Annotated in this window: 24 protein-coding genes and 1 pseudogene; 11 read left to right on the forward strand and 14 right to left on the reverse strand. The window is 70.1% G+C overall.

Annotated features, from left to right (window positions below; genetic code table 11):
- Nucleotides 1-60: 60 nt before the first annotated feature.
- Together FK530_RS17360 and FK530_RS26705 are read left to right on the forward strand one after the other, a co-directional pair.
- The gene (locus FK530_RS17360) at nt 61-945 is read left to right on the forward strand and encodes a cytochrome c oxidase assembly protein (protein WP_146488271.1); all 885 of its coding nucleotides are present in this window, start codon (nt 61-63) and stop codon (nt 943-945) included.
- A 10-nt stretch (nt 946-955) separates the two neighbouring features.
- A pseudogene (locus FK530_RS26705) lies at nt 956-1,525 on the forward strand (DUF998 domain-containing protein); the annotation flags it as partial.
- A gap of 31 nt (nt 1,526-1,556) precedes the next feature.
- On the opposite strand, the gene FK530_RS17370 reads toward FK530_RS26705, so the two are convergent.
- The gene (locus FK530_RS17370) at nt 1,557-1,892 is read right to left on the reverse strand and encodes an ArsR/SmtB family transcription factor (RefSeq protein ID WP_146488237.1); all 336 of its coding nucleotides are present in this window, start codon (nt 1,890-1,892) and stop codon (nt 1,557-1,559) included.
- A 104-nt stretch (nt 1,893-1,996) separates the two neighbouring features.
- Here FK530_RS17370 and FK530_RS17375 point away from each other — a divergent pair, with 104 nt between their 5' ends.
- Entirely contained in the window at nt 1,997-3,214 is a 1,218-nt protein-coding gene (locus FK530_RS17375) for an MFS transporter (protein ID WP_146488238.1), read from the forward strand.
- A 66-nt stretch (nt 3,215-3,280) separates the two neighbouring features.
- Here the strand turns inward: FK530_RS17375 and FK530_RS17380 are convergent, their stop codons facing one another.
- From FK530_RS17380 to FK530_RS17395, 4 genes are read right to left on the reverse strand one after another with little or no spacing between them, the layout of a single operon-like run.
- Nucleotides 3,281-4,603 carry a L,D-transpeptidase gene (locus FK530_RS17380; protein ID WP_146488272.1) on the reverse strand — a complete coding sequence of 441 codons (1,323 nt, stop codon included), beginning with the start codon at nt 4,601-4,603 and terminating at the stop codon, nt 3,281-3,283.
- Nucleotides 4,604-4,640: 37 nt separating this feature from the next.
- Nucleotides 4,641-5,282 carry a 5,6-dimethylbenzimidazole synthase gene (gene bluB / locus FK530_RS17385; protein WP_146488239.1) on the reverse strand — a complete coding sequence of 214 codons (642 nt, stop codon included), beginning with the start codon at nt 5,280-5,282 and terminating at the stop codon, nt 4,641-4,643.
- Nucleotides 5,282-5,821, reverse strand: coding sequence for a GNAT family N-acetyltransferase (locus FK530_RS17390; RefSeq protein WP_146488273.1), 540 nt, complete (start codon nt 5,819-5,821; stop codon nt 5,282-5,284). The genes bluB and FK530_RS17390 overlap by 1 nt, the downstream gene beginning before the upstream one ends.
- Complete coding sequence (locus FK530_RS17395; RefSeq protein WP_146488240.1) at nt 5,818-6,474, reverse strand: TetR/AcrR family transcriptional regulator; 657 nt, start codon at nt 6,472-6,474, stop codon at nt 5,818-5,820. The genes FK530_RS17390 and FK530_RS17395 overlap by 4 nt, the downstream gene beginning before the upstream one ends.
- Before the next feature lie 6 nt (nt 6,475-6,480).
- Here FK530_RS17395 and FK530_RS17400 point away from each other — a divergent pair, with 6 nt between their 5' ends.
- The 4 genes from FK530_RS17400 to FK530_RS17415 all read left to right on the forward strand — a co-directional run bounded on the left by FK530_RS17400 (nt 6,481) and on the right by FK530_RS17415 (nt 11,836).
- A complete protein-coding gene (locus tag FK530_RS17400) occupies nt 6,481-6,873 on the forward strand; it encodes a DUF5313 domain-containing protein (protein WP_146488241.1) in 393 nt (130 codons plus the stop codon).
- 52 nt (nt 6,874-6,925) lie between these two features.
- Nucleotides 6,926-8,005: an alpha/beta hydrolase gene (locus FK530_RS17405; RefSeq protein WP_146488242.1), complete on the forward strand. Its 1,080-nt coding sequence runs from the start codon at nt 6,926-6,928 to the stop codon at nt 8,003-8,005.
- Nucleotides 8,006-8,242: 237 nt separating this feature from the next.
- Entirely contained in the window at nt 8,243-10,477 is a 2,235-nt protein-coding gene (locus tag FK530_RS17410; protein WP_146488243.1) for a heavy metal translocating P-type ATPase, read from the forward strand.
- A gap of 210 nt (nt 10,478-10,687) precedes the next feature.
- Nucleotides 10,688-11,836, forward strand: a complete 1,149-nt coding sequence (locus FK530_RS17415) for a glycoside hydrolase family 5 protein (protein WP_231706682.1) — start codon at nt 10,688-10,690, stop codon at nt 11,834-11,836.
- Between the two features lie 35 nt (nt 11,837-11,871).
- Here FK530_RS17415 and FK530_RS17420 read toward each other — a convergent pair whose 3' ends face one another.
- From FK530_RS17420 to FK530_RS17450, 7 genes are all read right to left on the reverse strand, one after another.
- Nucleotides 11,872-12,438, reverse strand: coding sequence for a hypothetical protein (locus FK530_RS17420; RefSeq protein ID WP_146488244.1), 567 nt, complete (start codon nt 12,436-12,438; stop codon nt 11,872-11,874).
- 288 nt (nt 12,439-12,726) lie between these two features.
- Entirely contained in the window at nt 12,727-13,752 is a 1,026-nt protein-coding gene (locus tag FK530_RS17425) for a TPM domain-containing protein (protein ID WP_158645124.1), read from the reverse strand.
- A 111-nt stretch (nt 13,753-13,863) separates the two neighbouring features.
- Nucleotides 13,864-15,696, reverse strand: coding sequence for a cytochrome c oxidase assembly protein (locus FK530_RS17430; protein WP_146488246.1), 1,833 nt, complete (start codon nt 15,694-15,696; stop codon nt 13,864-13,866).
- A 10-nt stretch (nt 15,697-15,706) separates the two neighbouring features.
- Nucleotides 15,707-16,429, reverse strand: a complete 723-nt coding sequence (locus tag FK530_RS17435; RefSeq protein WP_146488247.1) for a hypothetical protein — start codon at nt 16,427-16,429, stop codon at nt 15,707-15,709.
- Between the two features lie 56 nt (nt 16,430-16,485).
- A complete protein-coding gene (locus FK530_RS26340) occupies nt 16,486-16,941 on the reverse strand; it encodes a hypothetical protein (RefSeq protein WP_191834172.1) in 456 nt (151 codons plus the stop codon).
- Nucleotides 16,942-16,951: 10 nt separating this feature from the next.
- A complete protein-coding gene (locus tag FK530_RS17445; protein WP_146488248.1) occupies nt 16,952-18,325 on the reverse strand; it encodes an O-antigen ligase family protein in 1,374 nt (457 codons plus the stop codon).
- Entirely contained in the window at nt 18,322-19,029 is a 708-nt protein-coding gene (locus tag FK530_RS17450; protein WP_146488249.1) for a hypothetical protein, read from the reverse strand. The genes FK530_RS17445 and FK530_RS17450 overlap by 4 nt, the downstream gene beginning before the upstream one ends.
- A gap of 60 nt (nt 19,030-19,089) precedes the next feature.
- On the opposite strand from FK530_RS17450, the gene FK530_RS17455 reads away from it, so the two are divergent.
- The 3 genes from FK530_RS17455 (at nt 19,090) to FK530_RS17465 (ending at nt 23,969) form a co-directional block, all read left to right on the forward strand.
- Nucleotides 19,090-20,403: a glycosyltransferase family protein gene (locus FK530_RS17455; RefSeq protein WP_146488250.1), complete on the forward strand. Its 1,314-nt coding sequence runs from the start codon at nt 19,090-19,092 to the stop codon at nt 20,401-20,403.
- A 756-nt stretch (nt 20,404-21,159) separates the two neighbouring features.
- Nucleotides 21,160-22,626, forward strand: a complete 1,467-nt coding sequence (locus FK530_RS25905; protein ID WP_158645125.1) for a hypothetical protein — start codon at nt 21,160-21,162, stop codon at nt 22,624-22,626.
- A gap of 197 nt (nt 22,627-22,823) precedes the next feature.
- Nucleotides 22,824-23,969 carry an HNH endonuclease gene (locus FK530_RS17465; protein ID WP_146488251.1) on the forward strand — a complete coding sequence of 382 codons (1,146 nt, stop codon included), beginning with the start codon at nt 22,824-22,826 and terminating at the stop codon, nt 23,967-23,969.
- Here FK530_RS17465 and FK530_RS17470 read toward each other — a convergent pair whose 3' ends face one another.
- Entirely contained in the window at nt 23,970-25,268 is a 1,299-nt protein-coding gene (locus FK530_RS17470) for a lipase family protein (RefSeq protein ID WP_158645126.1), read from the reverse strand.
- Between the two features lie 163 nt (nt 25,269-25,431).
- Here FK530_RS17470 and FK530_RS25910 point away from each other — a divergent pair, with 163 nt between their 5' ends.
- Nucleotides 25,432-25,575 (forward strand): hypothetical protein, encoded by a 144-nt coding sequence (locus FK530_RS25910; protein WP_158645127.1) that lies wholly within the window; start codon nt 25,432-25,434, stop codon nt 25,573-25,575.
- Between the two features lie 18 nt (nt 25,576-25,593).
- On the opposite strand, the gene FK530_RS17475 is transcribed toward FK530_RS25910, so the two are convergent.
- The gene (locus FK530_RS17475; RefSeq protein ID WP_146488253.1) at nt 25,594-26,199 is read right to left on the reverse strand and encodes a TetR/AcrR family transcriptional regulator; all 606 of its coding nucleotides are present in this window, start codon (nt 26,197-26,199) and stop codon (nt 25,594-25,596) included.
- Between the last annotated feature and the right edge of the window lie 32 nt (nt 26,200-26,231).

Raw genomic sequence — 26,231 nt, forward strand, 5'->3', positions numbered from 1 at the left:
TAGTAATATGCGCATGTGCTGATTCCTGATCCACCGGTCGACGCACCGTCGATCCTGGGCATGCTCGGCTGGGATCCGCCCGCTCTCCCGGTGCTCCCACTGGCGGCGGCGATCGCGGCCGCGCTGTACCTGCTGGGGGTACGGACGGTGCGGCGCCGGGGACGACGGTGGCCGCTCGCGCGCGTGGTGAGCTTCCTCCTCGGCTGCGTGGTGCTGGCCGGCGTCACCGGGCTGCGCATCGAGGCCTACTCCTGGCATCTGTTCAGCGCATTCATGTTCCAACAACTCACGCTGTCGATCCTGGTGCCGCCGCTGATCGTCGGCGGCGCGCCCGGGGTGCTCCTGCTGCGCGCCACGCCGCACCGCGGCCTCGGCCGCATCGTGCTGGCGGCGGCGCTCGGGCTGCTGCGCAGCCGCGCGCCGCGGATCCTGCTGCACTCCGGCTTCACCATCCCGCTGTTCCTGGCGAGCTACTACGGCGTCTACCTCGGCGGCGTCGTCGACGCGATCGGCGGGACCTGGCTCGGCCACACCGCGCTGCAGGTCTTCTTCCTCGGCGCGGGGCTGCTGTTCATCATCCCGATCCTGTCGATCGGGCCGCTCCCCGGCCGCGACTCCTGGCTGATGCGCTTCTTCGACATCTTCATCGAGATGCCGCTGCACGTCTTCATCGGCGTGATCCTGATGATGGCGACCACCCCGATGGTCGCGCTCTTCGCCGCGCCGCCGGCGTCCTGGGGGATCGACCCGCTGCGCGATCAGTCCATCGCCGGCGCGCTCGCGTGGTCCTACGGCGAGCCGATCGCGATGATCACGACCTGCCTCTTCGCGCTGCGCTGGCGGCGGTCCGAGCGGCGCGACGCCGCCCGGGCGGGCGCGGACCGTCGGGAAGAGGACGAGCGCGAGGCGTACAACGCCTACCTGCGCGAACTCCGCTCTCGGTAGCGTGGTGCCCATGCGCCGCGCCCGACTCATCCTGCTCGCCGGCACCGCGCTCTACTCGGCCTGGATCATCGCACCGCTCCTGGGCTCCGGGCTGAGCCCGCTGTACTCCTACGTCAGCGAGGCCGGCGCCGCCGGCCAGCCGCACGCCCTGCTCTTCCGCGCCACCGATCTGCTCGCCGGCACGGCCTTCGTCGTCGCGGCCGTGCTCGCCCACCGCGCCGCCCGGCCGGTGCCGCGGCTGGCCCTCGCCGCACTCGCCGGCCTGCTGATCCTGGGGGCCGCGACCATGTGCGACGCCCTCATGCCGCTGTCGTGCACCCCGACCGCCGACGCCGCCTGCGCCGCCCGGGAGGCCGCCGGGCAGGTGCCCCTCACGCACGTCGGGCACGCCGTCTCATCGGGGATCGCGGGCTTCGGCGGTGTCGTCGCGGTGCTCGGGTGGGGGCTGTGGCGCCGGTCGAGCCGACACGGTTCGGGGAGCGGCTTCGACGGTGCGCGGATCCCGCTGGCCCTGGGCGCGCTGTACCTGGTGACCACCGCGTGGACGCTGGCCGCGATGCTGGAGCCGGCGCTCTACCTCGGGCTGGCGCAGCGCGGACAGGTGCTCTCGCTCACGCTGTGGCTGGTGCTTCTCGCGACGTCGCCTCGCGCTCAGCGGCTCCCAGCACCGAATCGAGCAGACCGGGGTACGCCGCGTTCACCTCGTCGACGAGCAACAACTGGCGGGCCGTCGCGCCCAGATCGTCCCGACGGGTGAGCCCCGCCTCGCGCAGCACCTTGAAGTGATGGCTGGCCGTGGCCTTGGTGACCCCGTCGTAGAGCTCGGCGCAGGCGAGCGGGCGCTGCTCGCGGTGCAGGCGCCGCACCATCTCCAGCCGCACCGGATCGGCCAGCGCGCTCAGCACGGTGTGCAGCGGGACGGCGGCAGTGGCGGTGGCGTCGGTCATGATTCTCGTTCCCTGAGACAACGGTTTGATCTTCGTCGAACCGGGTGTACCGTTGGCAACGGTTCGATGATCGTCGAACCTCGACGATACACCCGGAGGCGAGCATGAGTCTGGCGCAGCAGGTCGCGGCACCGTCGACGCACATCCACCCGCAGCGCTGGTCCTTCGCTCTCCTGCTCACCCTGCTCGCGCTGGCCCTCGGCGTCTCCGGCTTGCCGTCCCCGCTGTACCCGCTCTACCAGCAGCAATGGCACATGTCGGCGCTGTCGACCACCGTCGTCTTCGCGGTTTACGCGATCGGCGCGCTGGGCGCGGCGCTGACCGTCGGCCCGATCTCCGACGCCATCGGCCGCAAGCCGGTCCTGCTCGCCGCCGTCGGGACCATCCTCGCGGGGCTGCTCCTGTTCCTGTTCGCGGGTGCCGAATGGCAGCTGATCCTGGCGCGGTTCCTGCACGGCGCCGCCATCGGTTCGATCACCGTGGTCGCGGGCGCGGCCCTGCTCGACGTCCGGCCCACCGACGGCGCCCGCAACGGCATGCTGTCCGGCGTCGCCCTCAACATCGGCATCGCCGCGACCGCGCTCGGCGCCGCGGCCGTCGCCCAGTACGCGCCGCATCCGCTGCGCACGCCCTTCGTGACGATGGGCGTCGTGGTGCTCGCGATCCTGCTCGGCGTCATCGCGCTGATCGAACCGCACGTCGGGCGCACGGGCGAGCGGGTCCGGCTCAGCCGCCCCGGCGTGCCCGGAGAGATCACCGCCGACTTCTGGTTCTCCGGCATCGGCATCATCACCGCCTGGTCGGTGCTCGGCGTCTTCCTCAGCCTCTATCCCGCGCTGGTGCAGCACGTGACCGGGCACGGCTCGGTGATCTTCACCGGCGGCCTCGTCGCCGTGATGGCGCTGGCCTCAGCGGTCTCGCAGTTCATCGGCGGCCGGTACCCGGCCAAGCCGACCGCGATCGTCGGCGACGTCGGCCTCGCCGCGTCGCTGATCCTCGCCGTGGTCGCGGTCCGCTACGGCCACACCTGGCTGATCGTGGTCGACACGGTCCTGCTCGGCGCCACCTTCGGCCTGGCCTTCGGCGGCTCGCTGCGGCACCTCGGCTCCGTCGCCCCCGCGCACGCGCGCGGCCAGGTGATGAGTGCCTACTACCTGCTCGGCTACCTCGCGATGGGCGTGCCCACCGTGATCGCCGGCTACCTCGCCACGCAGTACAGCACGGCGACGATCTTCCCCTGGTTCGCCGCCGCCGTGGCCGCGGCCTGCCTGGGTGCCGCCTGGATCGGCCTCCGCGGCCGACGGTCCGCCGTGGTCGCGTAAGCGCCGCGGCTCCCGTGGAGGAGGCGGCTTCGCGCGGGGGACGACCGCACCCGCGTCGCCGCGGGATCAGCCTCCGGCGGTACCCGAGGGCGGCACCGTCGACGGCGAGGGCGCCGCGGACGTGGTCTCCGGCGCCTCGCCCTGATCGCCGCGCGGGAGAGCGCTCCCCGCGACCCAGGTGGCCCAGGGCACGGACCAGTCGCCGTTCTGCCACTGCTCCAGCGCGGGGCCCCCGGTGTTGCGGACCTCCACGACGTCGCCGGGCTGCGAGAGCCCGAAGAACCATTGCGCGTTCGCGGGGCTCAGGTTGAGGCAGCCGTGCGACTCGTTGCGGACGCCCTGCGCGCCGATGTTGTCGAGGGCGTGCAGGTAGATCCCGTCGTTGCTGATCCGGGTGGCCCAGCCGATGCTCTGCTTGTAGCCCAGCCGCGAATTGATCGGCAGGCCGTAGGTCGACGAGTCCATGATCACCGGATTCGCCTTGTCGAGGACGGTGTAGACGCCGCGCTGCGTCCAGAAGTGGAAGGTCTGGCCGTTGATGACCTCGTTGCCGCCCTGCCCCATCGACGTGGGCATCGACCGCACCATCTGGCCGTTCACGAAAACCTGCACCTGCTTGGTGTTGTCGTCGGCGATGGAGACGTGCGACTCGCCGATCGAGAACGTGATCGCGATGTCCTTCTCACCCCAGAGGCCGGGGCTGACCTCCTTGCCGAAGGCGTTGACCTGGATCGAGACCTTGGTGCCCGACGGGTAGTAGTCCTTCGGCCGCCACGCCACCGTCTTGTCGGTGGTCCACATCCACGCGCCCTCGACCGGCGGGGTCGTCGTGACCTTGAGGAGCTTCTGGGCCATGGCCCGGTCCTTGATCGGCTCGTCGAAATGGACGACCGCGACCTGCCCGACGCCGTAGACGGCACCGTCGTTGAGCGACATCCCGCCCGTGTTCTCGAAGTAGGGCAGCGTCTTGTTGGTGTCGTCGACGGTGACGGTGGAGAAGGTGGTCCGCTTCTCCCGCTGCTGCCCCAGCGTCTCGTACTTCGCGACCAGCGTGTACTGCGCGTTGTACTCGAGCGGCTTCGACGCCTTCCAGGTCAGCATGTCCGTCGAGAGCGCGCCCTCCACGGCGACGCCCTTGGCGTCGGTGAGCGTGACCGAACCGAGGACGGCCTTCGCGATCGTCACCGTGACCGGCGTGATCGGGCTGACGGCCTGCGCGCCGTCGGCCGGGGCGACCGTCACCTCCGCCGGGTCGGGCGGGGGCGTGGAGGGCCCAGCACTCGTGCCGCCACCGGTCAGATCGCCGATCGTGCAGCCTGCGGCCACCAGGGGCACCGCCGCGGCGGCACCGACCAGGACCGCGCGCCGGCCGACGCGCTCGTTGAACATGCTCACTGAATCGTCCCCTCGCTGATTACATGCGAGTCTAACGATGCTTCCTGACATCCCCGTCCGGGTAACGCTCCCGATGCATCGCCTCGGACAGCGGGCGACGCTCGCGCCAACCGAATCGCTCCAGGTCGGGCACCGTCTGCAGGGCGGTCACGGGGCCCACGCACAGCCACGCCACGATGTGGACGTGCTCGGGGACGTCGACCAGGGCGCGCAGGAAGGGCTCGCGGTAGAACGACACCCAGCCCACGCCGATGCCCTCCGCGGTCGCGGCCAGCCACAGGTTCTGGATGGCCAGGGCCACGGACAGTCGGCCGGTCTCGTCGATCGTGTGCCGGCCGAGGATGTGGGTGCCACCGCGGGTCGGATCGTAGGTGACGACGACGCCGGTGCGGGACGACTCGATGCCCTCGATGACGATCGGGTTGAAGGTGTCCTTGCGGTCCGGCGGCAACGAGCGGGCGAAGTCCTCCCGGCATTCGCCGACGTGCCCGGCGAACCGCTCGAGCGTCTCCGGATCCTGGACGACGACGAAGTCCCAGGGCTGGGTGTTCCCGACGCTGGGCGCGCTGTGCGCGGCGCCGAGGATCCGTACCAGCCGCTCCTCGTCGATCCGCTCGCCCGAGAACTCGTTGCGCACGTCGCGCCGGCGCAGGATCGCCTCGAAGACGTCCATCAGGCCCCGCCGGCGCGGACGGCACCGTCGGCCTGCGCGGCCAGGGCCCCGAGGCTCTCGCCCGTGAGTCGTTGCGTGGTCCACTCTTCCATCGGCACCGCGCCGATCGACCGGTAGAAGCCGATCGCGGGGGCGTTCCAATCGAGGACGGTCCACTCGAGCCGGGCGTAACCGTTGTCGCGGCACTCCTGCGCGAGGGCGGCGAGCAACTTCTTGCCGTGGCCGCCGCCGCGCGCGCCGGGCCGGACGTAGAGGTCCTCGAGCCAGATGCCGTGGGTCCCGGTCCAGGTGGAGAAGGTGCGGAAGTACACGGCCATCCCGACCACCGTCTCGGTTCCGCCGGGGCGGCGCACCGCATCGTCGGCCGGCCCCGGCTCGGAGGCGATGAGCGCGAAGACGGCGGGCGCCGGCCCGAACAGCGCGGCGTGCAACTGCTCGGCCGTGGCGACCGCGGCGTCGGGTTCCTTCTCGTACGCGGCGAGCTCGGCGATCATCGTGAGGATCTCCGGCACGTCGGCGGGCGTCGCCGGACGGATCACTGCGCGCCGCCCGATGCCGAGCCGCTCGCGGCCGCGGCCTGCGCCGCGATCGCGGGCATCAGACACTCGCGGACGACGCGGCCCGCGGTGTAGGGATCGTCGAAGCTGATGAGACCGTCGGGCGCGAGGAGCACCGAGTGCCCGACGCGCGCGAAGATCTCGGCGATCGGCTTCGGGTCGAACTCCGGCAGGTCGCCGCTCGACTGGAAACCCGCGATGATGTTGGCGGCGAACTCACGGCCGATCTCGATGACCATGCCGCCGCCCTGCGCGATCATCGGCAGGCCGACGACGACGTTGCCGTCGCCGATGCCGCGGATCAGCGGCCGACGATGCGCCTCGCGCAGGAAGGCGACGAAGCCCTCGGTGAGCGCCTCCTCGACGGAGCCCAGCCCCTGCACCTGTTGTTCCACCGTCTTGAGCAGCTGTTCGGCTTCGTACCGGATGGCCTGCTGGACGAGGTTGTCCTTCCGGTTGAAACGCCGGTAGACGGTGGCCACGCCGATGCCCGCGAGGTTGGCGACGTTCTCCATCGTGGTCCGCGAAATGCCGACGCTGCCGATGCTCGACACCGCTGCAGACAAGATGCTCTGCGCGGTCTGATCGTTTCTGCCGGGACTCACAACGTCCGATTCTAGGCGCAGTGGGACCATGGAGGTATGAACGACGGTCCGAGCAAGCCCAACCCCGTGCAGTACGTCCTGTACTCCTACGGCAGGACGGTGCTGCCGCCGTCGATGCACGAGTGGGTGGCGAACGACCTCGCGGGCCCGCGTGCCGCACTGCGGACCGTCGTGCGCTTCGCGATCCCCTGTCTGCTGATCCTGGTCCCGTTCTGGTTCATCGACACCTCCGTGCTGAACCGGGCGACGATGACCCTGCCGATCTTCATCCCGTTCGTCTACTTCTCGATCGCGCTGAACAAGATCTACCGGCGCGGCCGGCTGCGCCACCACGGGCTGGACCCCGACCTCGTCGACGTGATCGCCCGCGAGAAGGAGGCGGACCTGCACGCCGCCTACATCGCCAAGCACGGCCCGCGCGACACCTGAGACGGCCGCCGCCGCGGCGCTGATACGTGATCCGCGTCCTACTATCAGTGCCATGGCGCTCACCGAAGTCCTCCAGAAGCTGGCCCTGCAGATCCCGACCCCGCTCGTCGCGGGGGCGGCGAAGATGCTGTTCGGGCTGCCCGCGCATGTCAAGCAGCGCCTCGGCACCCCGCAGACCGTCGAGGGCAACGAGCTGGACCTGGATTCGCGGATCACCCTCCTGCTGCTGGGCCTGCAGGGGGTCGACGGGCTCTCCGGTGCCCGCGACGTCGACTTCTCCCGCGCCTCGATGCTCAAGCTGAGCCAGGTCGTCGGCGCGGGCACCGCGCCGTCGGTCGGCGTCCGGGGTCTCATGGTCGACGGTGCCGAAGGCCCCCTCCCGGCACGGCTGTACACGCCGGCCGGGCTCGAGGCGGGCTCGCCGCTGGTCGTCTTCTTCCACGGGGGCGGTTTCGTCCTCGGTGATCTGGATTCCCACGACGCACCGTGCCGCTACATCGCGGATCGGGCTCGCGTGCGGGTGCTGTCCGTCGACTACCGGCTGGCGCCCGAGGCGATCTTCCCCGCGGCGGCCGACGACGCCGTCGCCGCCACGGCGTGGGCGCTCGCCCACGCCGACCAGCTGGGCGCCGACCCCACCAGGGTGGCGGTATCGGGCGACAGCGCGGGCGGCAACCTCGCGGGCGTCGCCGCCCGCGAGCTGGCACTGGCCGGCGGCGCGCAGCCCGCGTTCTCGCTCCTCTTCTACCCCGTGACCGGTGCGGATCCGGCGAACCGCAGTCGCGACACCTTCGCCAGCGGCTACTTCCTCACCAAGGACGACATCGAGTACTTCCGGCAGCTGTACACGCCGGAGCCGGGCCAGGACACCGACCCGAAGTTCGACCTGCGGCACGCCGACGACCTCGCCGGCATCGGCCGCACGCACGTCGTGGTAGCGGGGTTCGACCCGCTGCGCGACGAGGGCGCGGCCTACGCACAGCGGCTGCGCGACGCCGGCGTCGACGCCACGACCCAGCTCGCGCCGGGAGCGCTCCACGGCTTCCTCAACACCGTCGGCGTGAGCGCCGACGCGCGGGTCGACGTGGACGCCGCGCTCGACGTCCTGCGGTCCGCGCTCGCCCGTCGTTAGCGACAACAAGCGTTGGCAGTTGCAGTCGCACGCGAACACGCATGTCACGAAAGGTGGCACCCGTACGCGTATACCCCGTATCGTGGGTTCTGCGGCCGCCATATGACGTCTCCCCCCACGTCGGCGGCTGCGTGATTGAGCCTTGATACCGGCTCCCCCTCCTCCCCCCATTCCGGGAGCCGGTATCAAGGCCTTTCACGTTTTCGGACCCGGTGCGCCGAGGTGGATACTGGAGGGGTGACTGATCTCGACCAGGCCCCCGCTCCGGCCGCGCAGCCGGAGCAGGCGCAACGCACCTTCCTCGATGTCGGCGGCATGACGTGCGCCGCGTGCGTCGGGCGGGTGGAGCGCAAGCTCAACAAGCTCGACGGGGTGCGCGCCGTGGTCAATCTGGCGACGCGGACGGCCACCGTCGAGCACGCGCCGACGGTCAGCGTCGAGCAGCTGACCGGGACCGTCGAGGCTGCGGGGTACACCGCCGCGCCGAAGTCCCCGAACCCGCGCCGCGCGATCCTCGCCGAGGAGCGCGAGCGCCGCGACGTGCTGCGCCGGCTGATCGTCTCGCTGGTGCTGTTCGTGCCCGCCGCGGATCTGTCGATCGTGCTCGCGACCATCCCGTCGACGCGGTTCACCGGCTGGCAGTGGGTGCTGCTCGCGTTGAGCCTGCCCGTCGTGACCTGGGGCGCCTGGCCGCTGCACAAGCGGGCCTTCCAGGGAGCGCGGCACGGCGCCGCGACCATGGACACGCTGGTCTCGGTCGGCATCATCTCCGCCACCGCCTGGTCGGTGGTCACGGTGCTCACGCCCGGCCGGCAGCGCCCGGATCCGCACGGCTTCTGGAACGCGATCATCCAGTCCGACCCGATCTACCTCGAGGTCGCGATGGGCGTCACCGTCTTCGTGCTCGCGGGCCGGTACTTCGAGGCGTCGGCGCGCGCGAAGGCCGCGTCCGCGCTGCGCGAGCTCGCCACGCGCGGCGCGCGCGAGGTGTCGGTGCTGGTCCGCGACGGTTCCGAGCTGCGCATCCCGGTCGGCGAGCTGCGCGAGGAGCAGCTCTTCGTGGTGCGCCCCGGCGAGACGATCGCGACGGACGGCGTCGTCGAGTCCGGCTCCGCGTTCGTCGACAACTCGGCGATGACCGGCGAGTCCCGGCCCGTGCCCGCGGGCCCGGGCGACCGCGTCGTCGGCGGCACCGTCTGCCAGGACGGCCGCCTGACGGTCCGCGCGACCGCCGTCGGGGAGGACACCACTTTCGCCGCGATGCTCCGGCTCGTCGAGGACGCGCAGGCGAGCAAGGCGCGGATGCAGCGCCTCGCCGATCGGGTCTCCGCCGTCTTCGTGCCGTGCGTTTTCGCCATCGCCGCACTCACCTTCGCGGGCTGGCTGATCGGCAGCGGGATCGACAGCGCGGTGAAGTCCGCGATCGCCGTGCTCGTGATCGCCTGCCCGTGCGCGCTGGGGCTCGCCACGCCCGTCGCCTTCATGGTCGCCTCCGGCCGCGGCGCGCAGCTGGGCGTCTACGTCCGCGGGCATCAGGCGCTCGAAGCCACCGAGACCATCGACACCGTCGTCTTCGACAAGACCGGCACCGTGACCACCGGCGTGCTCTCGGTGGCCGGCGTGAGCGTCGCGCCGGGATTCACCGAGGACGCCGTGCTGCGATTGGCCGGCGCCGTCGAGGCGGCGTCCGAGCACGCCGTCGCCCGGGCGGTCGTCGCGCGCGCCGGGGGCGACCTGCCCGCGGTCGAGGACTTCCGGGCCGTGCCGGGCCTCGGCGCCACCGGCGTCGTCGACGGTGCCGCCGTGCGCGTCGGATCGCCGCGGTTCGTCGCGCCGGGCGTGCTCTCCGGGGCGGTCGAGGCCGCCGCCGAGGCGGGCCGGACCGTCGCCGTGGTGGAGGTCGACGGTGCCGTCGCCGCCGTCCTCGAGGTGGCCGACACGATCAAGCCGGATGCGGCGGCCTCCGTCGCGCGGCTGCACGAGGCCGGGATCCGGACGGTGCTGCTCACCGGCGACAACGCCGCCGCGGCGGCCAAGGTCGCGGCGCTCGTCGGCATCGACGACGTGCGCGCCGACGTGCTGCCCGACGGGAAGGTCGCGGCGGTGCGGGAGCTGCAGGCGTCGGGCCGGAAGGTCGCCATGGTGGGCGACGGCGTGAACGACGGCCCCGCCCTCGCCGCCGCCGACCTGGGCCTGGCGATGGGCACGGGCACCGACGTGGCGCAGAGCGCGGCCGATATCGTCCTGATGCGCGAAGAGCTCTCCGCGGTGCCCGACGCGCTCGGCCTCGCCCGCGCCACGCTGAAAACCATCAAGACGAACCTGGTGTGGGCCTTCGGCTACAACGTCGCCGCGATCCCCGTCGCCGTCGCCGGCCTGCTGAATCCCCTGATCGGCGCCGCGGCCATGGCGTTCAGCTCGTTCTTCGTGGTGTGGAACAGCCTGCGCCTGCGCACGTTCGGTAAACGCTAGCGGGAATTCGCCTGGTCTAATTCCCTCATTCCCCGTTGCAAAAGCAACGCGCGGGAATACTGTGACGCCTGAGGCTAATGAGGTCTCGCTGTCGCCTAGGGAGTTGCCATGCCAAGCAGTCGGGGATCCTCCTTCCGTAACCACCGCGAGCCCGCGCCGGGGCGGCGCCTCAGGTGGCGTGCCGCACTGATACTCGCCGCATCTCTACTGGTGGCCATCAATGGCATGCGACCTGCCGTACCAGCGCAGGCAGCCGTCCAAGTAGGCGACGGGCAACGCGGACTCAACATCCAAACGCTGTACGTTCAGGCGAACATCATCTACGACCACCCGACCGCAGTCGGTACCGGCGAGCCGCAGTCGTCGTACAACTACCTCGCGGGATTGGGACACAAGCTCATTCGCCTGAACATTAATTGGGACTACCTCCAGCCGAACCTCGACACGGGTAATCGCACATTCCACTCGGCCTACTGGGCGGCGGTCAAGTCGGAAGTCTCGAAAATTAGGACTGCCGGCATGCGCACCGTGCTGGATCTGCACAACGGTTGTGAGTGGAAGAAGCCCAAGACGTCGACCACCCTTCTCTGCGGCGCCGGCCTCACCACGACGGATACCACCGACGTCTGGCGCAAACTCTCGACCGAATTCAAGAACGACACCAGCGTCGTCGCGTACGACCTGTTCAACGAGCCCGTGCGGTTCAATCACCCCACCCGCCCGGAAGTTCGGAAGCCGGACTACCAGCCCTATTCGACGTACAAGACGCACGTCAACGCGGTCGTCGCCGCGATCCGGGCGAACAGTGACAACAAGACCATCTGGGTCGAATCACTGTGCTGCCATTGGTCGCAGGACCTACCGGACACCGATCCCGGAGGCGGCTGGGTCGTCGATCCTCAGAACAAGATCGTCTACTCGTTGCACATGTATCCGGTTGGCGACAGCACCGCGGGCGAAACCTATAACCCTGCGAAAGAAGATCCGAACTACGAGCAGCCACCCGGCAACTTCTGGGCCGACTACGGGTACGACCGAGGCTTTCTCGGGCGCCTCGACCGATTCGGGAGGTGGTGCGTCGATCGGGGTGTCCGGTGTTCGATCGGCGAGGTTGGTTGGTACGGCTACGGCCAGTCGGCCACCAGTGCCGCGCAATGGAATGAGCTCGGCGACATCTGGTACTACAAGGCCAACTTCTACGGTTTGGACGTCACGTACTTCGGTGCGTCGTCGGCATATCACGAGGGCCTCACCGCGTACGACGCACCCGGGCCCGACACGTGGTTGCCCGCTGCTGGAATCAGCCGCAAACAGGCGCAGGCGACGATCCTGGAGAAACCTGAGCACCGCTCGCGGTAGTCGCGTCGGCTAACGCTCACGCAGGGTCGCGTTCCTCACCTCGAATGAAGAATCGGAAGCAGCACGAGTCCGGCAGTAGTGAGCGCCTGCAACGCGGCCAGGGCGACCAGCGGCCAGAGCCTGCGCACGTGATTCGATACGAACAGCTGGGTCAGTAGGAGAACCGTCAGCACGGCGGCCGGCAGCTCTACGTACTTCTGGTACAGCTGCGCGCCGAACATCAGCGCCGCAGCGAGCGCGACCAGAGATGCCACCAGGACTGCGCCGTAGCGGGCCGGCACGGCCCGCACGGCCACTGTCGCCGCGAAACCGCCGAGGAAGGCCAGGACCACCAGCACCGGCGAACGGCCTGCGATGTCCGGGAACGCCCCGACGGCCGACCAGACGAGTCCGCCCCGCCGGGAGTCATCGGGGGAAAGCGTCGCCCCACTGGCGAAGACGACTGCGGGCACCGCCGCGATCACGCCCACCACGGAGGCCTCCCGCGCCCGGACGAGCACGCCCGAGAATCCCGCGGTGGCCAGCACGGTCGGCACGAGGAAGACTGCGGCCACCGCCGAGACGAAGGACAGCGATGTCGGGCTCAGGTGCATCCCACTCATCTCTTTACCTGCGGGCGGAGCAAGCCCCTCACAGCGCGGTGAGCCACGCCGACATGGCCAGCCCCGGCGCGCAGATCCGGACCAGCGCCGGCACCCCGGGCCAGCGCGGACCACTTCCTCCAGCGAAGGCGTACGCTGCGCACGCCGGCAGCAACAACCAGATGAAGTTCTGACGGGTGGGGAGGCTCCCGCGATGAGCACGCCGACACCCAGCTGCGCGCGGGCCCCGTCCGAACGTCAGGGCTGCGGCGAGCGCGGCGAAGGCGAACAGCGTCGCGGCATCATTGCCTAGAAGCTTCCTGATGAGCCGCCGCCGTCGGAGAAGCCGCCCGAGCTCGACGAGGAGCTCGGGCCGCTCGAGCCGCTGTCGGAGGCGAAGCTCGAGCTCGATCCGCCACCGCCGAAGACCCCGCCCGACGAACTCGAACCCGTCTCCGATTCCCGTACGTGCCACTGCGGGTAGATGCTGTTCCACGTGACCAGGCCGACGCCGGTGTGCCGGTGCGCATGGGCGTAGCGCTTGCGGTTCGACCAGGTCGCGTAGCCGGGCTCGTCGTCGATGACAGCGGCGAGGCGCGAGCGCAGTTCGGGGGTGTCAGCGTTCGCGGCGGCCCCGAGCTTCGTCACGATCGAGACGACGATGCCGATCGCCACCAGGACGAAGATTGCGATGATCACCCCGGGGATCCCACTGTTCTGCGTCGCCGGGCTCTGCCAGTGTGGGGAAGATCCGGGATAGCTGCCGTAGATCCCGCCGTCGCCGGGGTTGTACGTCGTCCCGCCCGCGAGGCCGGGAGCGAGCACCACAGCATCGTCAGGGGTGGTGGCGACGGCGGCGGTCGTTGTGGCCACGGCGAGCCCGGTGGCGACGTCGGCGAGACCTCGCAGCCCGGCGATGACGCCGTTCGCGTAGTTCCCCGCACGGAAGGGCGGCGTGATGGCGGTGTCGATGACGCGGGTGATCTCGGCATCGGGGATGCGCGTCATCGCCGTCGGTGTGGTGTAGACACCGACCTTCCTCGTCTGTACGTCCACCGCGATCACCACCGCCTCGCCGCGATCCCGGCCGAGCACCGCGCCCGCGCCGGTGGCGAACGCGCGGATGTCCTGCCCCCCGATCCCGTTCGCGGTGACGACGGTGCCGGTCATCCCCGTCCGCAGCTGGAAATCGTCCAAGGCCGCCCCCACGTCGCCCGCCCGGTCGCCGAACAGCCCGGCGCGGTCGGCGACACCCGTCGGATCAGCTGCCGCCGTGCCGACACCGGCGGTCAGAGCTACGATCAGCACGCACACGATGCCGAAGATCCGGTTCATGATCGGATCATACTTAGCGATCGTGATGTTCTGCTGCATGATCGTTAGGGCATTGTCGACAGCCTCGCCCCTCCGCCGGAGCCCCGGGGGACCGACGGCCTCACGGCCGACTCAGAGCAACTCTGGCTCGGAGTCCTCGTCGCGGTTGCGCCACGCCCAGTGCAGGACGAGACCGAGGGTGACGAGCGCGATCGCGGCCTCGTCGGTGGCCCACGCGACGACGCCGCCGACGAACTGGTCGCGGTGCAGGTCCGTCATCCACGGGAAGTCGAGGTAGAGGTACAGGCGCGAGCCGACGAGACCGTCCATCGTCATCACGATGAGCGCGAACACCATGGTGATCGGCATCATCGCGAGCAGCATGCCGATGCGGCCGATGAACGGCAGCTCGCCCGGCACCGGGTCGATCTGGAAGACGCGCCAGTAGAACAGGAAGCCGGTGAACAGCAGCGCGGCGTAGATCGCCAGGTGGCCCCAGTGGTAGCGGCCGATGCTGTCGAAGAGCGGCGTGAAGTACAGACCGTAGAGCACCGCCGCGAACAGTCCGAGCTGCACGACGGGCCGCATGAGCACGGCGAAGGACTTCGACTCGAGCACGGTCGAGAGCCACCGCGCGGGCGCCCCGGTGAGCGTGTCCCGCATCAGCGTGATCGGCGCTCCCAGCAGCAGGAAGACCGGCACGATCGAGGTCATCAGCATGTGCACCACCATGTGCACGCTGAACATCGCGTTGGAGTAGGTGCGCAGCCCGGAGCTGGTCAGAGTGAGCAGGAAGACGCAGCCGAGCACGAAGAAGACGCTGCGGTACCAGGGCCAGTTCGTCGTACGCCGCACCAGCAGCAGGTAGCCGACGGCGAGGGCGATCGCGAAGGGCGCGAGGTTCAGGTCGGGCCGCCAGTTCCCGAGGAAGGACATCGCACTCGGCGGATCCGGCAGGTTGTAGCCGAGGAAGTTCTCCCCCACCGTGGGCCGGCTGCGCAGGAACGGCGGCGGCGTCAGTTCCGAGGCCGCGATGGCGGTGCCGAAGGCCGCCGTCAGTAGCGCCGCCGCGACCGGCAGCGCGCGCAGCCAGTGCGCCGCGCCCGCGACGAGGAGAAGCGCCCCGGTGGCGAGCAGAAGCAGGCCGTACCAAGTGACCCAGAGGTCGGATCCGGGTGCCATGACCACGGCGATGACAGCGCCGTTGACCAGCGCCACGGCGGCGAACAGCGGGCCGATCCAGCGGCGCTCGGGCCGGGCCGGCAACCGCACCGCCGACCACAGACCACCGAGCCACAGGGCCGCGACGACCGCAAGCGTCGTCAGCGCGGCGGTCGTGTAGTCGTGGTTCCAGTTCTGGGCCTCGTTGGCGGTCACGACCGTGGCGAGCAGGCCGACGACCGCGGGCAGCAGCATCCACAGGTGCGCCATCCACGTCATCGCGGTGCGCAGAGCCGCGTACACGATCACCGCGCAGACGAGCGAGACGATCCAGCCCTTCGCCGTGTCGGAGGCCGAGATCAGGATGCCGAGACCGCCGACCCGGTACGTGTCGACGAGGTTCTGGGCGGCGCTCTCCGCGGCCGCGAGGAAGATCATCGGGAGCGAGACGACGGCCCAGACGGCGGCGTACCGTCGGGCCTGCAACTGCGTGAGGTACCCGCGCAGGCCCAGCTCCCCCGTGTCGAGGGCCTTGGTCCGGAAGACCGCGTAGCCCACCGCGCCGAAGGTCAGCGCCGCGGCGACGGTGCCGATCACCCGGCCGACGGCCGCGCCGTAGGCGGTGAGCGCCCCGGGGTAGGCATTGCCGTTGACGAGGTAGCGCAGCTCGCCCTCGCTCGCGACCAGCCAGATCACCACCGCGACGGCGGCGACGGAGCCGACGGCGAGCGCTGCGACGCCGCCCGCGCGCGGGGCGCCCGGGGATCCTTCGGTCGTCGCAGCGGCGTCGGACTCCTGCGCCACCGTCGTCAAGCTACTTCGCGTCCTTGATCTTCTTCACGGCCTTGTCGAGGAAGCCGTTGAACTCGCCGCGATCCGGGTCGCCGCCGAGCTTGGTGCCCTGCACCGCGACGGTGTAGCCGCGCAGCGAGGCCACGCCGACGAGGACCTTCTGGTGGATCGGGAAGGAGTCGGCGCCCTTGGTGCGGGTGCCGTCGAGGGCGATCTCGAAGGTGGCCTTCTGCTTGTCCGAGGAGACCTCCTTGGTGATGGCGCGCACCTTGATGGTGCCGCCCCGCGGATCGTTGGTCTCGATGGTCACGTCGGAGCACATCTTGAGCAGGCCGACCTTGACGGTGTCGACGTCGACGTCCTTGGCGACGAGCGTCTCGCTCAGGCTCTTGCGGTCCTGATCGTGCACGCCGGCGACGGTGTCGCCGTCGCTCTGGCCGCCCTTGACGGCGGTGAGGAGGTTCTTGCACTCCGGCGGCGTGACCTTCGCCGAGCTGGCGAGGGTCAGCGGGTCGGCGCCGAGTTCGTTGGCCAGCCGCTGCTGCGGCGACGGCACGACGATGTAGCCGCCCGGGAAGTCGCTGGAGTTCAGCAGCAGCTCCGCCGACGGTGCGGTGGGCTTGGTAGTGGTGTCGGGGTCGGCGACGGCGACACCACCGGTCAGGCCGACGACCAGCGAGGTCGCGGCAGTGAGGGTGGCGGCGCGACGCAGGCCCGCTCGCTTGAGGTCAGTCTTCGCGTTCATCCTTCACCTATCTCCGGTCTCGAGCCGTTCGTTACGCGGAACGACGGTGACGGTGGTCACCGCACGGCACGCTTGCGCAGCGCGATCATGCTCAGCGCCGCGACGGCCACGGCGATCTCCGCCGCGGCGAAGACGATCATCAGGGTCATCCAGGGCTGCATCGAGCTCATCGAGTGGCCCATCGCGCCCATGTCCATCCCGGGCATGGAGTGGTCCATGCCCGCCATGCCGGAGTCCATCGCCGACATCAACACCGGGTGCAGCGCGATCATGATCGCGCCCATCGCCGCGGTCCGCACCCAGGCGCTCACCGTCGGGTTGCGGAACAGGCACACCGAGCAGTGCGCGCAACCGATCAGCATCGCCGCGACGATCAGCGAGACCACCCAGCTGTTGTCGCCGAGCATCGGAAGGTGCACGAGCGACGTGGCGAGCGCGACGGCGGCGCCGACCCACCCCCAGATGCGGGCGGTCCGGGACGTTCCGGCGGCGTCGGCGTGCGCGTGGTTCACGCCCGTGATCCTACCCGGCGGGCTCCTCGACCACGTCCGGCGGCGGCTGGTCGCCGGACAAGACGTACACCGCCCCGGCCAGCGCCGCGAGAATCCAGGTCATGTACCAGATCTGCATGAAGCCCGAGGTGTCGAGGATCAGGCAGATCACGATCAGCGCGGCGATGGACCCGCTGATACCGCTGGCGATGTCGGCGAGCGCCCCGTGGGCCCTCGCCGAAGCGCGGATCGCGAGGTAGAGACCCACTCCCAGGGCGCCGAGGAACGTGACCAGACCGAAGACACCGGCCTCCATGAGGCGCGAGAGGTACTGGTTGTCGAGGACCGGCTGCTTGAGCGTCGGATACGCGCCCACCCCCTGCCCGAACCAGAGCCGTTTCCAGACGTTCTCCGCAACGAAGGCCTGGCCGACGGCCCGCGATTGCAGCGACGAGTCGTTGCCGGATCCCGCGAAGGTCTCGATCAGCGCGGTGATGATCTTGATCTGCGCGATCGTACCGACGATCACGATCGTGGCGGCGCTGACGACGATGCCGAGCAACCGGCGCACTGGCCAGCGCCAGCACATTACGAGCAGTGCGGCGACCCCGCCGACGACCGCCGACCGGGACAGGGACGCCGCGTCCGCGACAACGATGAGGCCCGTGCACGTCAGCCAGGGCCACACCTTAGCCCCACGGGCTCGGGCGGCCAGGATCATCCCGGCACCGAGCGGGACGAGCAGCGTGAGCACCGCGCCCAGCTCAAGTGGGTGCCCCGCGCTGCCCTGCGGCCGATTCAGCCCTGCCCGCGTTGCGTTCTTGATCAAGACGAAATCGTTCGCCTTCGTGAGCCCCGGAATCCGGAAGCTGGCCGCGATGTCGAGCCCTGTGCCGGCGAACAGCAGCGCGAACAGAGCGCTCACGGTTCCGCCGAGCAGGAGGCCGCCCAGGATGATACGGAGCGACTGCTCGGTCCGCGCGACCGCGAGGATCAGCAGCACCATTCCGACCAACAACATGTCGACGATGATGTAGCGGTCCATCGCCTCGACCGTGATGCCGCTCGGGACGCCGCGCGACATTGCGCCCGCGTAGGAGACGAAGGAGGCACACGCGTAGGCGAGCACGGCCGCCACGATGGTGCGGTCGCGCACAGGCAGTCCGTACCCGGTAAACGCGGCGGTCCCCCACACCAACGCACCCACCGCGAACATGGTCTGGGCCAGCGTCAGTCCGTACGTGGCCGGGACCGTGATCGTCTGGCGCATCGACAGCAACGCGAAACCGCACGTCGCCACGAACACCGCGCCCGGTGGCCCGATCGTCCGGGCGATCCTGCGCGTGATCGTCGATCCCACGTCGACAGGATCGAGTACGGCGAGCGACTCCCGCAGCCGTGTCACAACAACGCCTGCTCGGTGTGAGGATCCACTGTCGCCGATGCGCCGTCCTCCAGGGGGCCGGAGTGAGTCGGATGGTCACCATCGACGGGCTCGGGCCCGCCCCGGGCAGCACTTCCTCGCAGTCCCGCCAGCAGGACCACGACGAACAGGACCAGGAGCATTCCGCCCATCGCGTATCCGACGGCGGTCCGCGCCGGATCCGCACCGCTCAGGACTCCCGGCCTGGGCTCGACCGCCACTCGTAGGTCGGCGAAGGTCCCGTCGACCATGCCCGATTCCCGTTGCATGGCCTGGAGGCGGACGCGCAGAAAGTCAATGAGGGCCACCGCCGCCTCACGGGACGCCCACTGGTTCGGCGCGCGGACCGCGAACACGACCTGCGGGGAGAGAAGCGCGGACGAGCCCTCACCTGCCACCGTCGAGACGACGTAGTCCGGCGACCCGCCCTTGTCCGCGACGACACGCCGGGCGTCCTCACTGACCGCCACGGTCGCCAGGACGTGCGCCAACTGTGCCGTATTGGACAGGTTCGTGAACGGGTTCAGCGTGGGGTTCGGGTTACCGGCACCAGGCGGGATGGCGACGACCGCCCCCACCGATTCGTATTCGACGGTGATCGACTTCCAGCCCACGGCACCGCAGACGATGGCGGCGACGATAACGGCGGCGACGACGACACGGCGCAGGAAGACGTCTCGAACCATGCCCGCAATGTCCACGTCCGTCCTTCCCGCCTCACTCTGTCTGTCGCGCCTCCCAGGACTGTGAGCGCCTGCGATAATGCGATCGCAATGATAGCCGGAAGGAACCGAATGCCCCGCATACTCGACTCCCTGCGTGCGCTCCCGCGCTCCCACGCGGTCGCCCTGGCCATGTTCGCAGCAGCATCGCTCCTTGTCATCGCCTATGCGGTCCACAGCGGCACACCGCTGCGCTACAGCGACGAGAAAGAGTACGTCGAGATCGCGCGCGGGATCGTGGCCGGCGACGGGTACCGCCTGTACGGGGCAGATAGTGCGTACCGACCTCCTGCCTGGCCTCTGTTGTTGGCGGCGTTCCTCGCGGTCGGGGTTCCGGAATCCCTGCTACCCGCCGTCTCCGCCGCGCTTCTGGTGATCGCGGCTGTGAGCGCGGGTGTTTTGGGTGTGCGCATCACCCGGTGCGCGCTCGGCGCGATCGCCGCTCCGTTCGTCCTGCTCTATCCCATCAACGCCTACACGGCGACGACGCTTTATCCGCAGGCCCTTGCCACGGCGGCACTGGTCCTGCTCGTGCTGTACGCGTCCCGCGCCGGCGACGGCCACCTGTCCACGCGCTCCGCGTTGGCGATCGGGGCCCTGCTCGCCGTATCGGTGCTCTCCGTCCCCACGATGGGATTCAGCGCCGCCGTGATCGGGCTGTGGATCCTCGTGCGTCAGCACGGCAACCGCTTCCGATACGCAGTCGCCGCCGGGCTCACCGCCTTCGCCCCGATCGCGGCGTGGACGGTCTACAACGCGCACCGCCTGGGATCGCCCGTGGTGGTCAGCACCAGCGGGGGCCGCAACCTGCTGATCGGGAACAACCCCTCCGCCACCGGCAGTTCCGGAGTCGCCGTCGACCTGGGCCCGTACGAAGCAGGTGCACGAGGCTTGAACGAGGTGGATCAGGATCGCTACATGCAGCAGTCGGCGATCGACTGGATCACCGCGAATCCGGGCCGGGCCGCCTCTCTGTACGTCGAGAAGACGTTGAACTATTTCGCGCCCTACAACCCGCCGGCCACCGCCGAGCAGGCCGAGAGTCCCGCTCGCATCGCACTGTTGGTACTCGCATTCGCAGTGATGCTCGTAGGTGTCGCGCTACGGTTGGGCCTCCATCGCAGGCTGTCGATCCGGCCGGTGGAGTGGCTGATCATGGGCCTGTTCGTCGCGAACGCGCCCGTGATGGCCGTCTTCTTCACCCGAACCCGGTTCCGACAGCCACTGGATGCTCTGCTTCTGATCGAAACCGCGGTCGCCGTCGCGGTCGTGGTGCCCCTGCTGCTCGCCCGTCGGCGCTCCGCACGTACCGCCACACCAACGCCAATCCCAGAGTGACCAGGGCGGAGACCGCGCCGAAGGTCAACGCGGCAATGGCGAGATCACCGGTGACCTCGTGCGCCGCGGGCGCGGGCACTGCGACCTGGACCTGGGCCATCCGGTCCACGGGAACGCCGGCGCTGGTCTGGATCGAGCGGACGGCATCGCGGACGGCAGCGACGAGCGCATCGGCACCGCGCCGGGCGGCGTCGGCATCGCCGGCGTTGATGGTGTAGTCGATCTGGGCGACGTTCTGGGCGAAATTCGCGCGCACCTCCCGCGCCACCGTCTCGAGGGTGTAGTCGCGGCGCGCTCCGGACGAGGCGGCCACGCGATCGCGGGTCTCCTCCGATCGGACATTCGTCGCCACGACCGCGGTGAACTGTGTGGAGTTGTACATGTTCGCGAACGGGTTCTGACCTGCATCCTTGCTGCCCGCTCCAGGCGGCAGCACGATGACCGTCCCCTGCGTCGTGTAGTACGGCTCCGTCGTCGAGTACCCGACAGTCCCGCCGGCGGCGGCCGCGGCGACCACCAGCGCGGCGGCGAACACCCTGCCGCGCAGGCCCCGGAGCCACCGGGCCAGATCAGTCCACACGTTTCCTCAGCACCCCGTCGGTCTTCACGATCGCAATCGACTCTAGCGTGCCGTGAGCCTCGGAGCCCAACCCCGCGGGGCTTGACCGTCCCGAACCGTCGTGATCGACTGGGCGCAGGTAATCGGCGTTACGAAACCAGCGCTTGTGCAATCCGACCGATCGGAACGGGTCCGTCATGAATGCGAAGCCCCTGGGCGCGATGGCCGCCGCCCTCCTCACCGTCGCCGCCCTCACGGCGTGCGGGTCCAGCGAGGATCAGCAGGACAGCTCCGTCGCCTTCTCCCAGATCACCGGCGACGACTTCACGGCCAACCCCGGCGCCTGGCAGACCGACGGTGTGCCCGTGCCCGAGAAGGGCGTCACGATGGTGGGCGATCCCGTCGCCGCGCAGGCCCTGGCGAACGCGGGGCTCGAGCAGGGCACCATCACCGCCAGTTCCGGCGACGGTGCCACCGTCTTCTACCCGAAGGCGCCGCCCGTACCCGGTCTGCCCGTCGGCGAGCACGAGGTGGCGCCTCCGCCGCCGCAGCTCACGCGACCCGTCAACACCCGTCCGTGGAACTACACGCCGCACCAGATCGCCGTGTACCGCCAGATCTGCGAGACGGGCCGGTGGAACGGCTGGGTCGCCGGCGCCGAGGTGCAGTCGCAGACCTGTTGGACCGTGTACGGACGGCAGCTCGGCGTTCGACCGTGGTACCCCGGGCAGCCGAAGCCGTGGGAGCGCCCGTCCTGGCCCAAGCCCTGGTACGACGCCGCCTTCCGCGCCGACGTTCCCGTGATGTGGGTGTATCCGCGCGACTGGAGCCGGCCGCGGCCGCAGCCGATCATCTCCGTCTCGATCGGGCTGAACGTGCCGCAGAACCCGCACGCCCGTCCCAACCCGCGGTTCCGCGACGACCCCTACCTGCCGGTGTGGGCGGTCACGCCCGGCCGGCCCGTCGCGGCCCGGGACCAGGCCCGGGTCGTCGCGCCGTGGCTCGCCTACGACGTCACGCCGACGGCCCGCTACACCCCGCCGCCCGTCTACCCGGGCACGGCCCTCGCCGCGATGCCCTCGTCGGGCCGGGCCGAGGTCATCACCGCTCTTCCCGGCGCGGACGGCGAGTGGAACCCGAACCGGGACCGGACGGTGCTCTCCCCCTCCGCCCGCGCCATCGCCGGCGCGGCCGTCTACAACGGGACCAGGGCCGACGTGGTGCGGGCCCTGGGCGAGGACGTCGACGTGAGCGTCGCGACCAGCCGCAGCCGCCCGTCGACGACCACGACCACGACCACGAAGGCGAAGACCGGCTCGAGCGCGGCCGCCACCTCGACGGCCCGGACGACCGACGCCGACGGCGCGGAGTCCACGACGACCACACGGACCACCGATCGCACGACCACCACGACGACCACGAAGGCTCCGTCCACCACCACGACGAAGCCCGTGAAGACCACGGAGCCGACCACGACGAAGCCCGAGACCTCGGCACCGTCGGCGACGCGGACCACGACGACCGCGCCGAAGACGACCACGACCGAGGCCCCGGTCAGCACGACGCAGGCGGAGAAGCCGGCGACGACCACCACGACCACACCGCCGAAGCGGACCACCACCGCGCCGGCCGCGACGACGACCACGACGACTCCGGCGCGCTGACCGCACGGCGGGCTCCCCACCGGCCGCCGCGGTTCGCCTCCGCTCCCCACGCGACTCATAGTCGTTCGATAGTGTTGTGCGATCTCGAAAACTTGTCGGTGGGTCGGCGTAGCGTCCTGGTATGGACGAAAACATTGCGGTAGAGGAGGACCCGCCTCCCGAGGGAAGGTCGGTGGCCGAGCGGTTGCGTTCGAGTCATGTGCGGCGGTGCCTGGCTGGTGCTCGAACAGTACGCGCTCGCTGCTGATCTGTTGCGGGAGCGGGTGTGCGAGCGGATCGCCGCCGGGTTGGCGCAGGATCGGTGGCAGCAGGGCGTGGCCGCGGAGATCGGGCTGGCCTTGCACATGTCGCCGCATACGGCCGCGCGGTTCCTTGCGCGGGCGGTGGAGTTGGAACGCAACATGCCGCAGCTACGGGCCCGGCTGCATGCGGGTGATCTGACGCCGGAAGCGATCCCGACTCTGCTGGCAGGACTTGCGCATCTCGATGTCGCGGATCGGCAACGGGCTGACGCGGAACTGTGCGCGGATCCGGCCGTGTTGGCCGGGTTGGGGCTCAAGCAGATCGCGGCCCGCGTGGAGCAGGTCGCTTACCGTCTCGGCGCGCAGGCGACGGTGGATCGGAACGCCGCCGCGGAGAAGGACCGCACCGTCACCATTCGGCCGCTGCCGGAGGGGATGGCCCGGGTCTCGCTGCTGCTGCCGGTCGCGCAGGCCGTCGGTGTGTACGCGGCCGTTCGGAAGGCTGCGGAGTCGCTGCGCGGCATCGGGGAGGAGGCGCGGACCGTGGGGCAGCTGATGGCCGACACGGCCATTGCCCGCCTCACCGGCCGCGAGGCCGCCGCCGGGCAGCCGGTCACGGTGAACCTGACCATCCCCGCCACTGTGCTCCTCGGCGATCAGTCCGGGACCGGGCACCTCGACGGTGGCGGCACCATACCCGCGGAGATCGCCCGCAACCTCGTCGGGAGGGCCACCGCCGCTGGCGTCGCCTGGGTCAAACGGCTCTACGTCGCGGAGTCGGGTGCGGTGGTGGCGATGGACTCGCGGCAACGCTGCTTCCCCGACGGACTCGCGGAGCTGATCCGCGCCCGAGACCGGTACTGCCGCACCCCGTACTGCGACGCACCCATCGCGCACACCGATCACGTCGTCCCACACGCGAAAGGTGGTGCCACCGAGTTCGAGAACGGCCAAGGCCTCTGCGCAGCATGCAACTACGCCAAGGAAGCCGCCGGCTGGCGAAGCACCGTCATCCCCGACCCGAGCGGGCGCCACACCGTCGAAACCCGCACCCCCACCGGGCATGTGCACCGATCCACGGCGCCGCCCCAGGCGGCGTGATCAGATCCGGCGGCCGAGCCCCACGCGGGTCAGCGTGCCGGCGAGGCGCAGCGTGCGCCCGAGCTGCCGCGGCGAGGCCATGATGGTCCGCTTGTGCCGGTGCCCGGCCTTGGCGGCGGGCTTGCCGTCGAGCCGGTCGGCGAGCCAACCGAGCAGCATCGGCGCCGAGAGGAAGTGCATGGAGAAGTGGTCGCTCCACTGGTCGGTCACGTACTCGACGTGCGTGCCGCCGGCGGCGTATCGCCCGACGTGCGCCTCGGCGTCGGTGACCGGGGAGATCTGGTCCTTGGTGGACTGCACCACGAGCATCGGCACCGCGGGCGCGGACTGGCCGGGCCGGATGTCGTCGAAGATCTCCAGCAGCTTGGGCAGCCGGGCGATGTCCTCGAACGGGATGTCGCAGTAGTAGCCGAAGTCCTTGTGCGCCATCTTGCGGATGGCCCGCTCGGGTGACCAGTGGAGCGCGTCCTCGTAGAAGAGCTTGCGGCCCTTGTCGTCGACGTGCTCGGCGAGCACCTCGCGGAGCGTCGGGTACTCGCGGGCCAGCGCCGCGATCACCAGCGTCGGCAGCCCCGTGAACAGGGTGTTGTTGAGGTAGACGAAGACATTGCCCGGGTCGGAGACGGGTGCGCCCACGGCCCCGGCGACCAGGTTCAGCTCCGGGGCGTACGACGGTGCGATCTCCGCCGCCCAGGACGTGGCGAGGCCGCCGCCCGAATAGCCCCAGACGCCGAGGCGCGTGTCGGCGGCGAGGCCGAGCGGCTCGTGCGAGAGCGCGGCACGCAGGCCGTCGAGCACCATGTAGCCGGGCTCGCGGGGGATGCCCCAGCGGCCGGCCTGGCCACCGTGATCGGGCACGGAGACGGTCCACCCCTTGGCGACGGCAGCGGCGATGAAGAGGTACTCGATCTGCGGGAACGAGGCGTCGTCGCAGCGGACGCCGTGCTGCAGCACGTACGAGGGGAAGGTCTTGGGGTGCAGCGAGTCGATCGCGCACTGGTACGAGACCAGCGGGGCTCCGGGCTTCGCGCCGCGCAGCGGGCTGAGCACCGTGGTCACGGTGACCTCGGGGACGCCGTGCATGTTGACGGTGCGGTACAGCAGCTGGGTGGCGCGCACCTTCTGCTTGATCCGGCCGAGGAAGCCGATGCTCACGTCGCGGTACCGCAGCACGGTGCCCTCGGGCGCGTCCTCGAAGCCCGACGGGGCGTCGAAGAACGGGTCGGAGCCCACCATCTGCGGCTCCGCGGGTGCGGGCCACTGCTCGGCGAGGTCCGTGCGGTTCTGCACAGCCGTCATGTCGCGTCCTCCTGATCGGGCGTTCGGGGCGACACTACACGCAGTTGGGACAGATCTGAAGAATCTGTCCCATTTGTGATCGGTGAACATCCCATGAACCGGCCTCAAGAAGTCGTTCGACGGGCTACGTTTGCACCTTCACGAAGCAGAAGAGGTGACCGCCATGACCCCCGGCGATCGAGTACAGCTCCGCGGCGAGGAGCTCGGCTTCGGCACGGTGCTCAGCACGGACGACGAGAAGGTGTCCGTCAAGCTCGACGACGGCCGTGCCGTCGCAGTGCATCGCGAGGCGCTCGTCCTCCTCTGACCCCTGCGGCTCCGACTCCTACTGGACGCCCATGAGCGCCAGCGTCGTCTGCAGCGAGGTGACCAGGGACTCCGTCGGAATCGTCGGGTCCAGCGCGCGGTGGATGCCCATGCCGACCCCCGCGCTCAGCATCAGGTCGGCCGCGTACTCGATCTGCTCGCCGTCCACAGCGCCGGAGTTCGCCACGCCGAGCAGGCCCGTGAGCCCGTCGACCACCGCCTGCCGCAGGGAGTTCCGCAGCGCCACCGCCATCGCGCGCAGTTCGGGGTCGTTCCGCGCGACCACCATGAACTCCAGCTCGAGCATCGTCCAGCCCACGTCCCCGAGGGTTCGCTCCACCCAGTCCGAGAACCGGTCGATCCGGTCCGAGACCTGCCCCGGCGCGGTCGCCAGCGCCTCGATCTCGGCCGCCTTCTCCTCGTGAATGGCCTGCAGCACCTCGCGGCACAGGTTCGGCTTGTCGACGAAATTCGAGTAGACGGCGCCCTTGGAGTAGCCGGCGCGGTCGGCGATGTCCTCCAGGCTCGCTGCGGCGTAGCCCACCTCGAGGAATCGCTCCCGCGCGGCGAGCAGCAGGTCGGCGCGCGTCTGCGCGCGTTGCTCCACCCTGGTCAGCCTGGCCACCCGAAAAGAATACGGCAGCGGGTATTCAAAAA

Origin of the sequence: Tsukamurella conjunctivitidis (assembly GCF_007858475.1) — a bacterium.
GTDB lineage: Bacteria > Actinomycetota > Actinomycetes > Mycobacteriales > Mycobacteriaceae > Tsukamurella > Tsukamurella conjunctivitidis.

Excerpts from the sequence above, each read along its gene's own strand:
- FK530_RS17405 (WP_146488242.1), top strand. The coding sequence starts at position 6,926 with ATGGCGCTCACCGAAGTCCTCCAGAAGCTGGCCCTGCAGATCCCGACC.
- FK530_RS17380 (WP_146488272.1), bottom strand. The coding sequence starts at position 4,603 with ATGTTCAACGAGCGCGTCGGCCGGCGCGCGGTCCTGGTCGGTGCCGCC.
- FK530_RS17470 (WP_158645126.1), bottom strand. The coding sequence starts at position 25,268 with ATGACGGCTGTGCAGAACCGCACGGACCTCGCCGAGCAGTGGCCCGCA.
- bluB (WP_146488239.1), bottom strand. The coding sequence starts at position 5,282 with ATGGACGTCTTCGAGGCGATCCTGCGCCGGCGCGACGTGCGCAACGAG.
- FK530_RS17450 (WP_146488249.1), bottom strand. The coding sequence starts at position 19,029 with ATGGTTCGAGACGTCTTCCTGCGCCGTGTCGTCGTCGCCGCCGTTATC.
- FK530_RS17425 (WP_158645124.1), bottom strand. The coding sequence starts at position 13,752 with ATGAACCGGATCTTCGGCATCGTGTGCGTGCTGATCGTAGCTCTGACC.
- FK530_RS17420 (WP_146488244.1), bottom strand. The coding sequence starts at position 12,438 with ATGAGTGGGATGCACCTGAGCCCGACATCGCTGTCCTTCGTCTCGGCG.
- FK530_RS17465 (WP_146488251.1), top strand. The coding sequence starts at position 22,824 with ATGTGCGGCGGTGCCTGGCTGGTGCTCGAACAGTACGCGCTCGCTGCT.
- FK530_RS25910 (WP_158645127.1), top strand. The coding sequence starts at position 25,432 with ATGACCCCCGGCGATCGAGTACAGCTCCGCGGCGAGGAGCTCGGCTTC.
- FK530_RS17370 (WP_146488237.1), bottom strand. The coding sequence starts at position 1,892 with ATGACCGACGCCACCGCCACTGCCGCCGTCCCGCTGCACACCGTGCTG.
- FK530_RS17375 (WP_146488238.1), top strand. The coding sequence starts at position 1,997 with ATGAGTCTGGCGCAGCAGGTCGCGGCACCGTCGACGCACATCCACCCG.
- FK530_RS17400 (WP_146488241.1), top strand. The coding sequence starts at position 6,481 with ATGAACGACGGTCCGAGCAAGCCCAACCCCGTGCAGTACGTCCTGTAC.
- FK530_RS17435 (WP_146488247.1), bottom strand. The coding sequence starts at position 16,429 with ATGAACGCGAAGACTGACCTCAAGCGAGCGGGCCTGCGTCGCGCCGCC.
- FK530_RS17360 (WP_146488271.1), top strand. The coding sequence starts at position 61 with ATGCTCGGCTGGGATCCGCCCGCTCTCCCGGTGCTCCCACTGGCGGCG.
- FK530_RS17395 (WP_146488240.1), bottom strand. The coding sequence starts at position 6,474 with ATGGTCCCACTGCGCCTAGAATCGGACGTTGTGAGTCCCGGCAGAAAC.
- FK530_RS25905 (WP_158645125.1), top strand. The coding sequence starts at position 21,160 with ATGAATGCGAAGCCCCTGGGCGCGATGGCCGCCGCCCTCCTCACCGTC.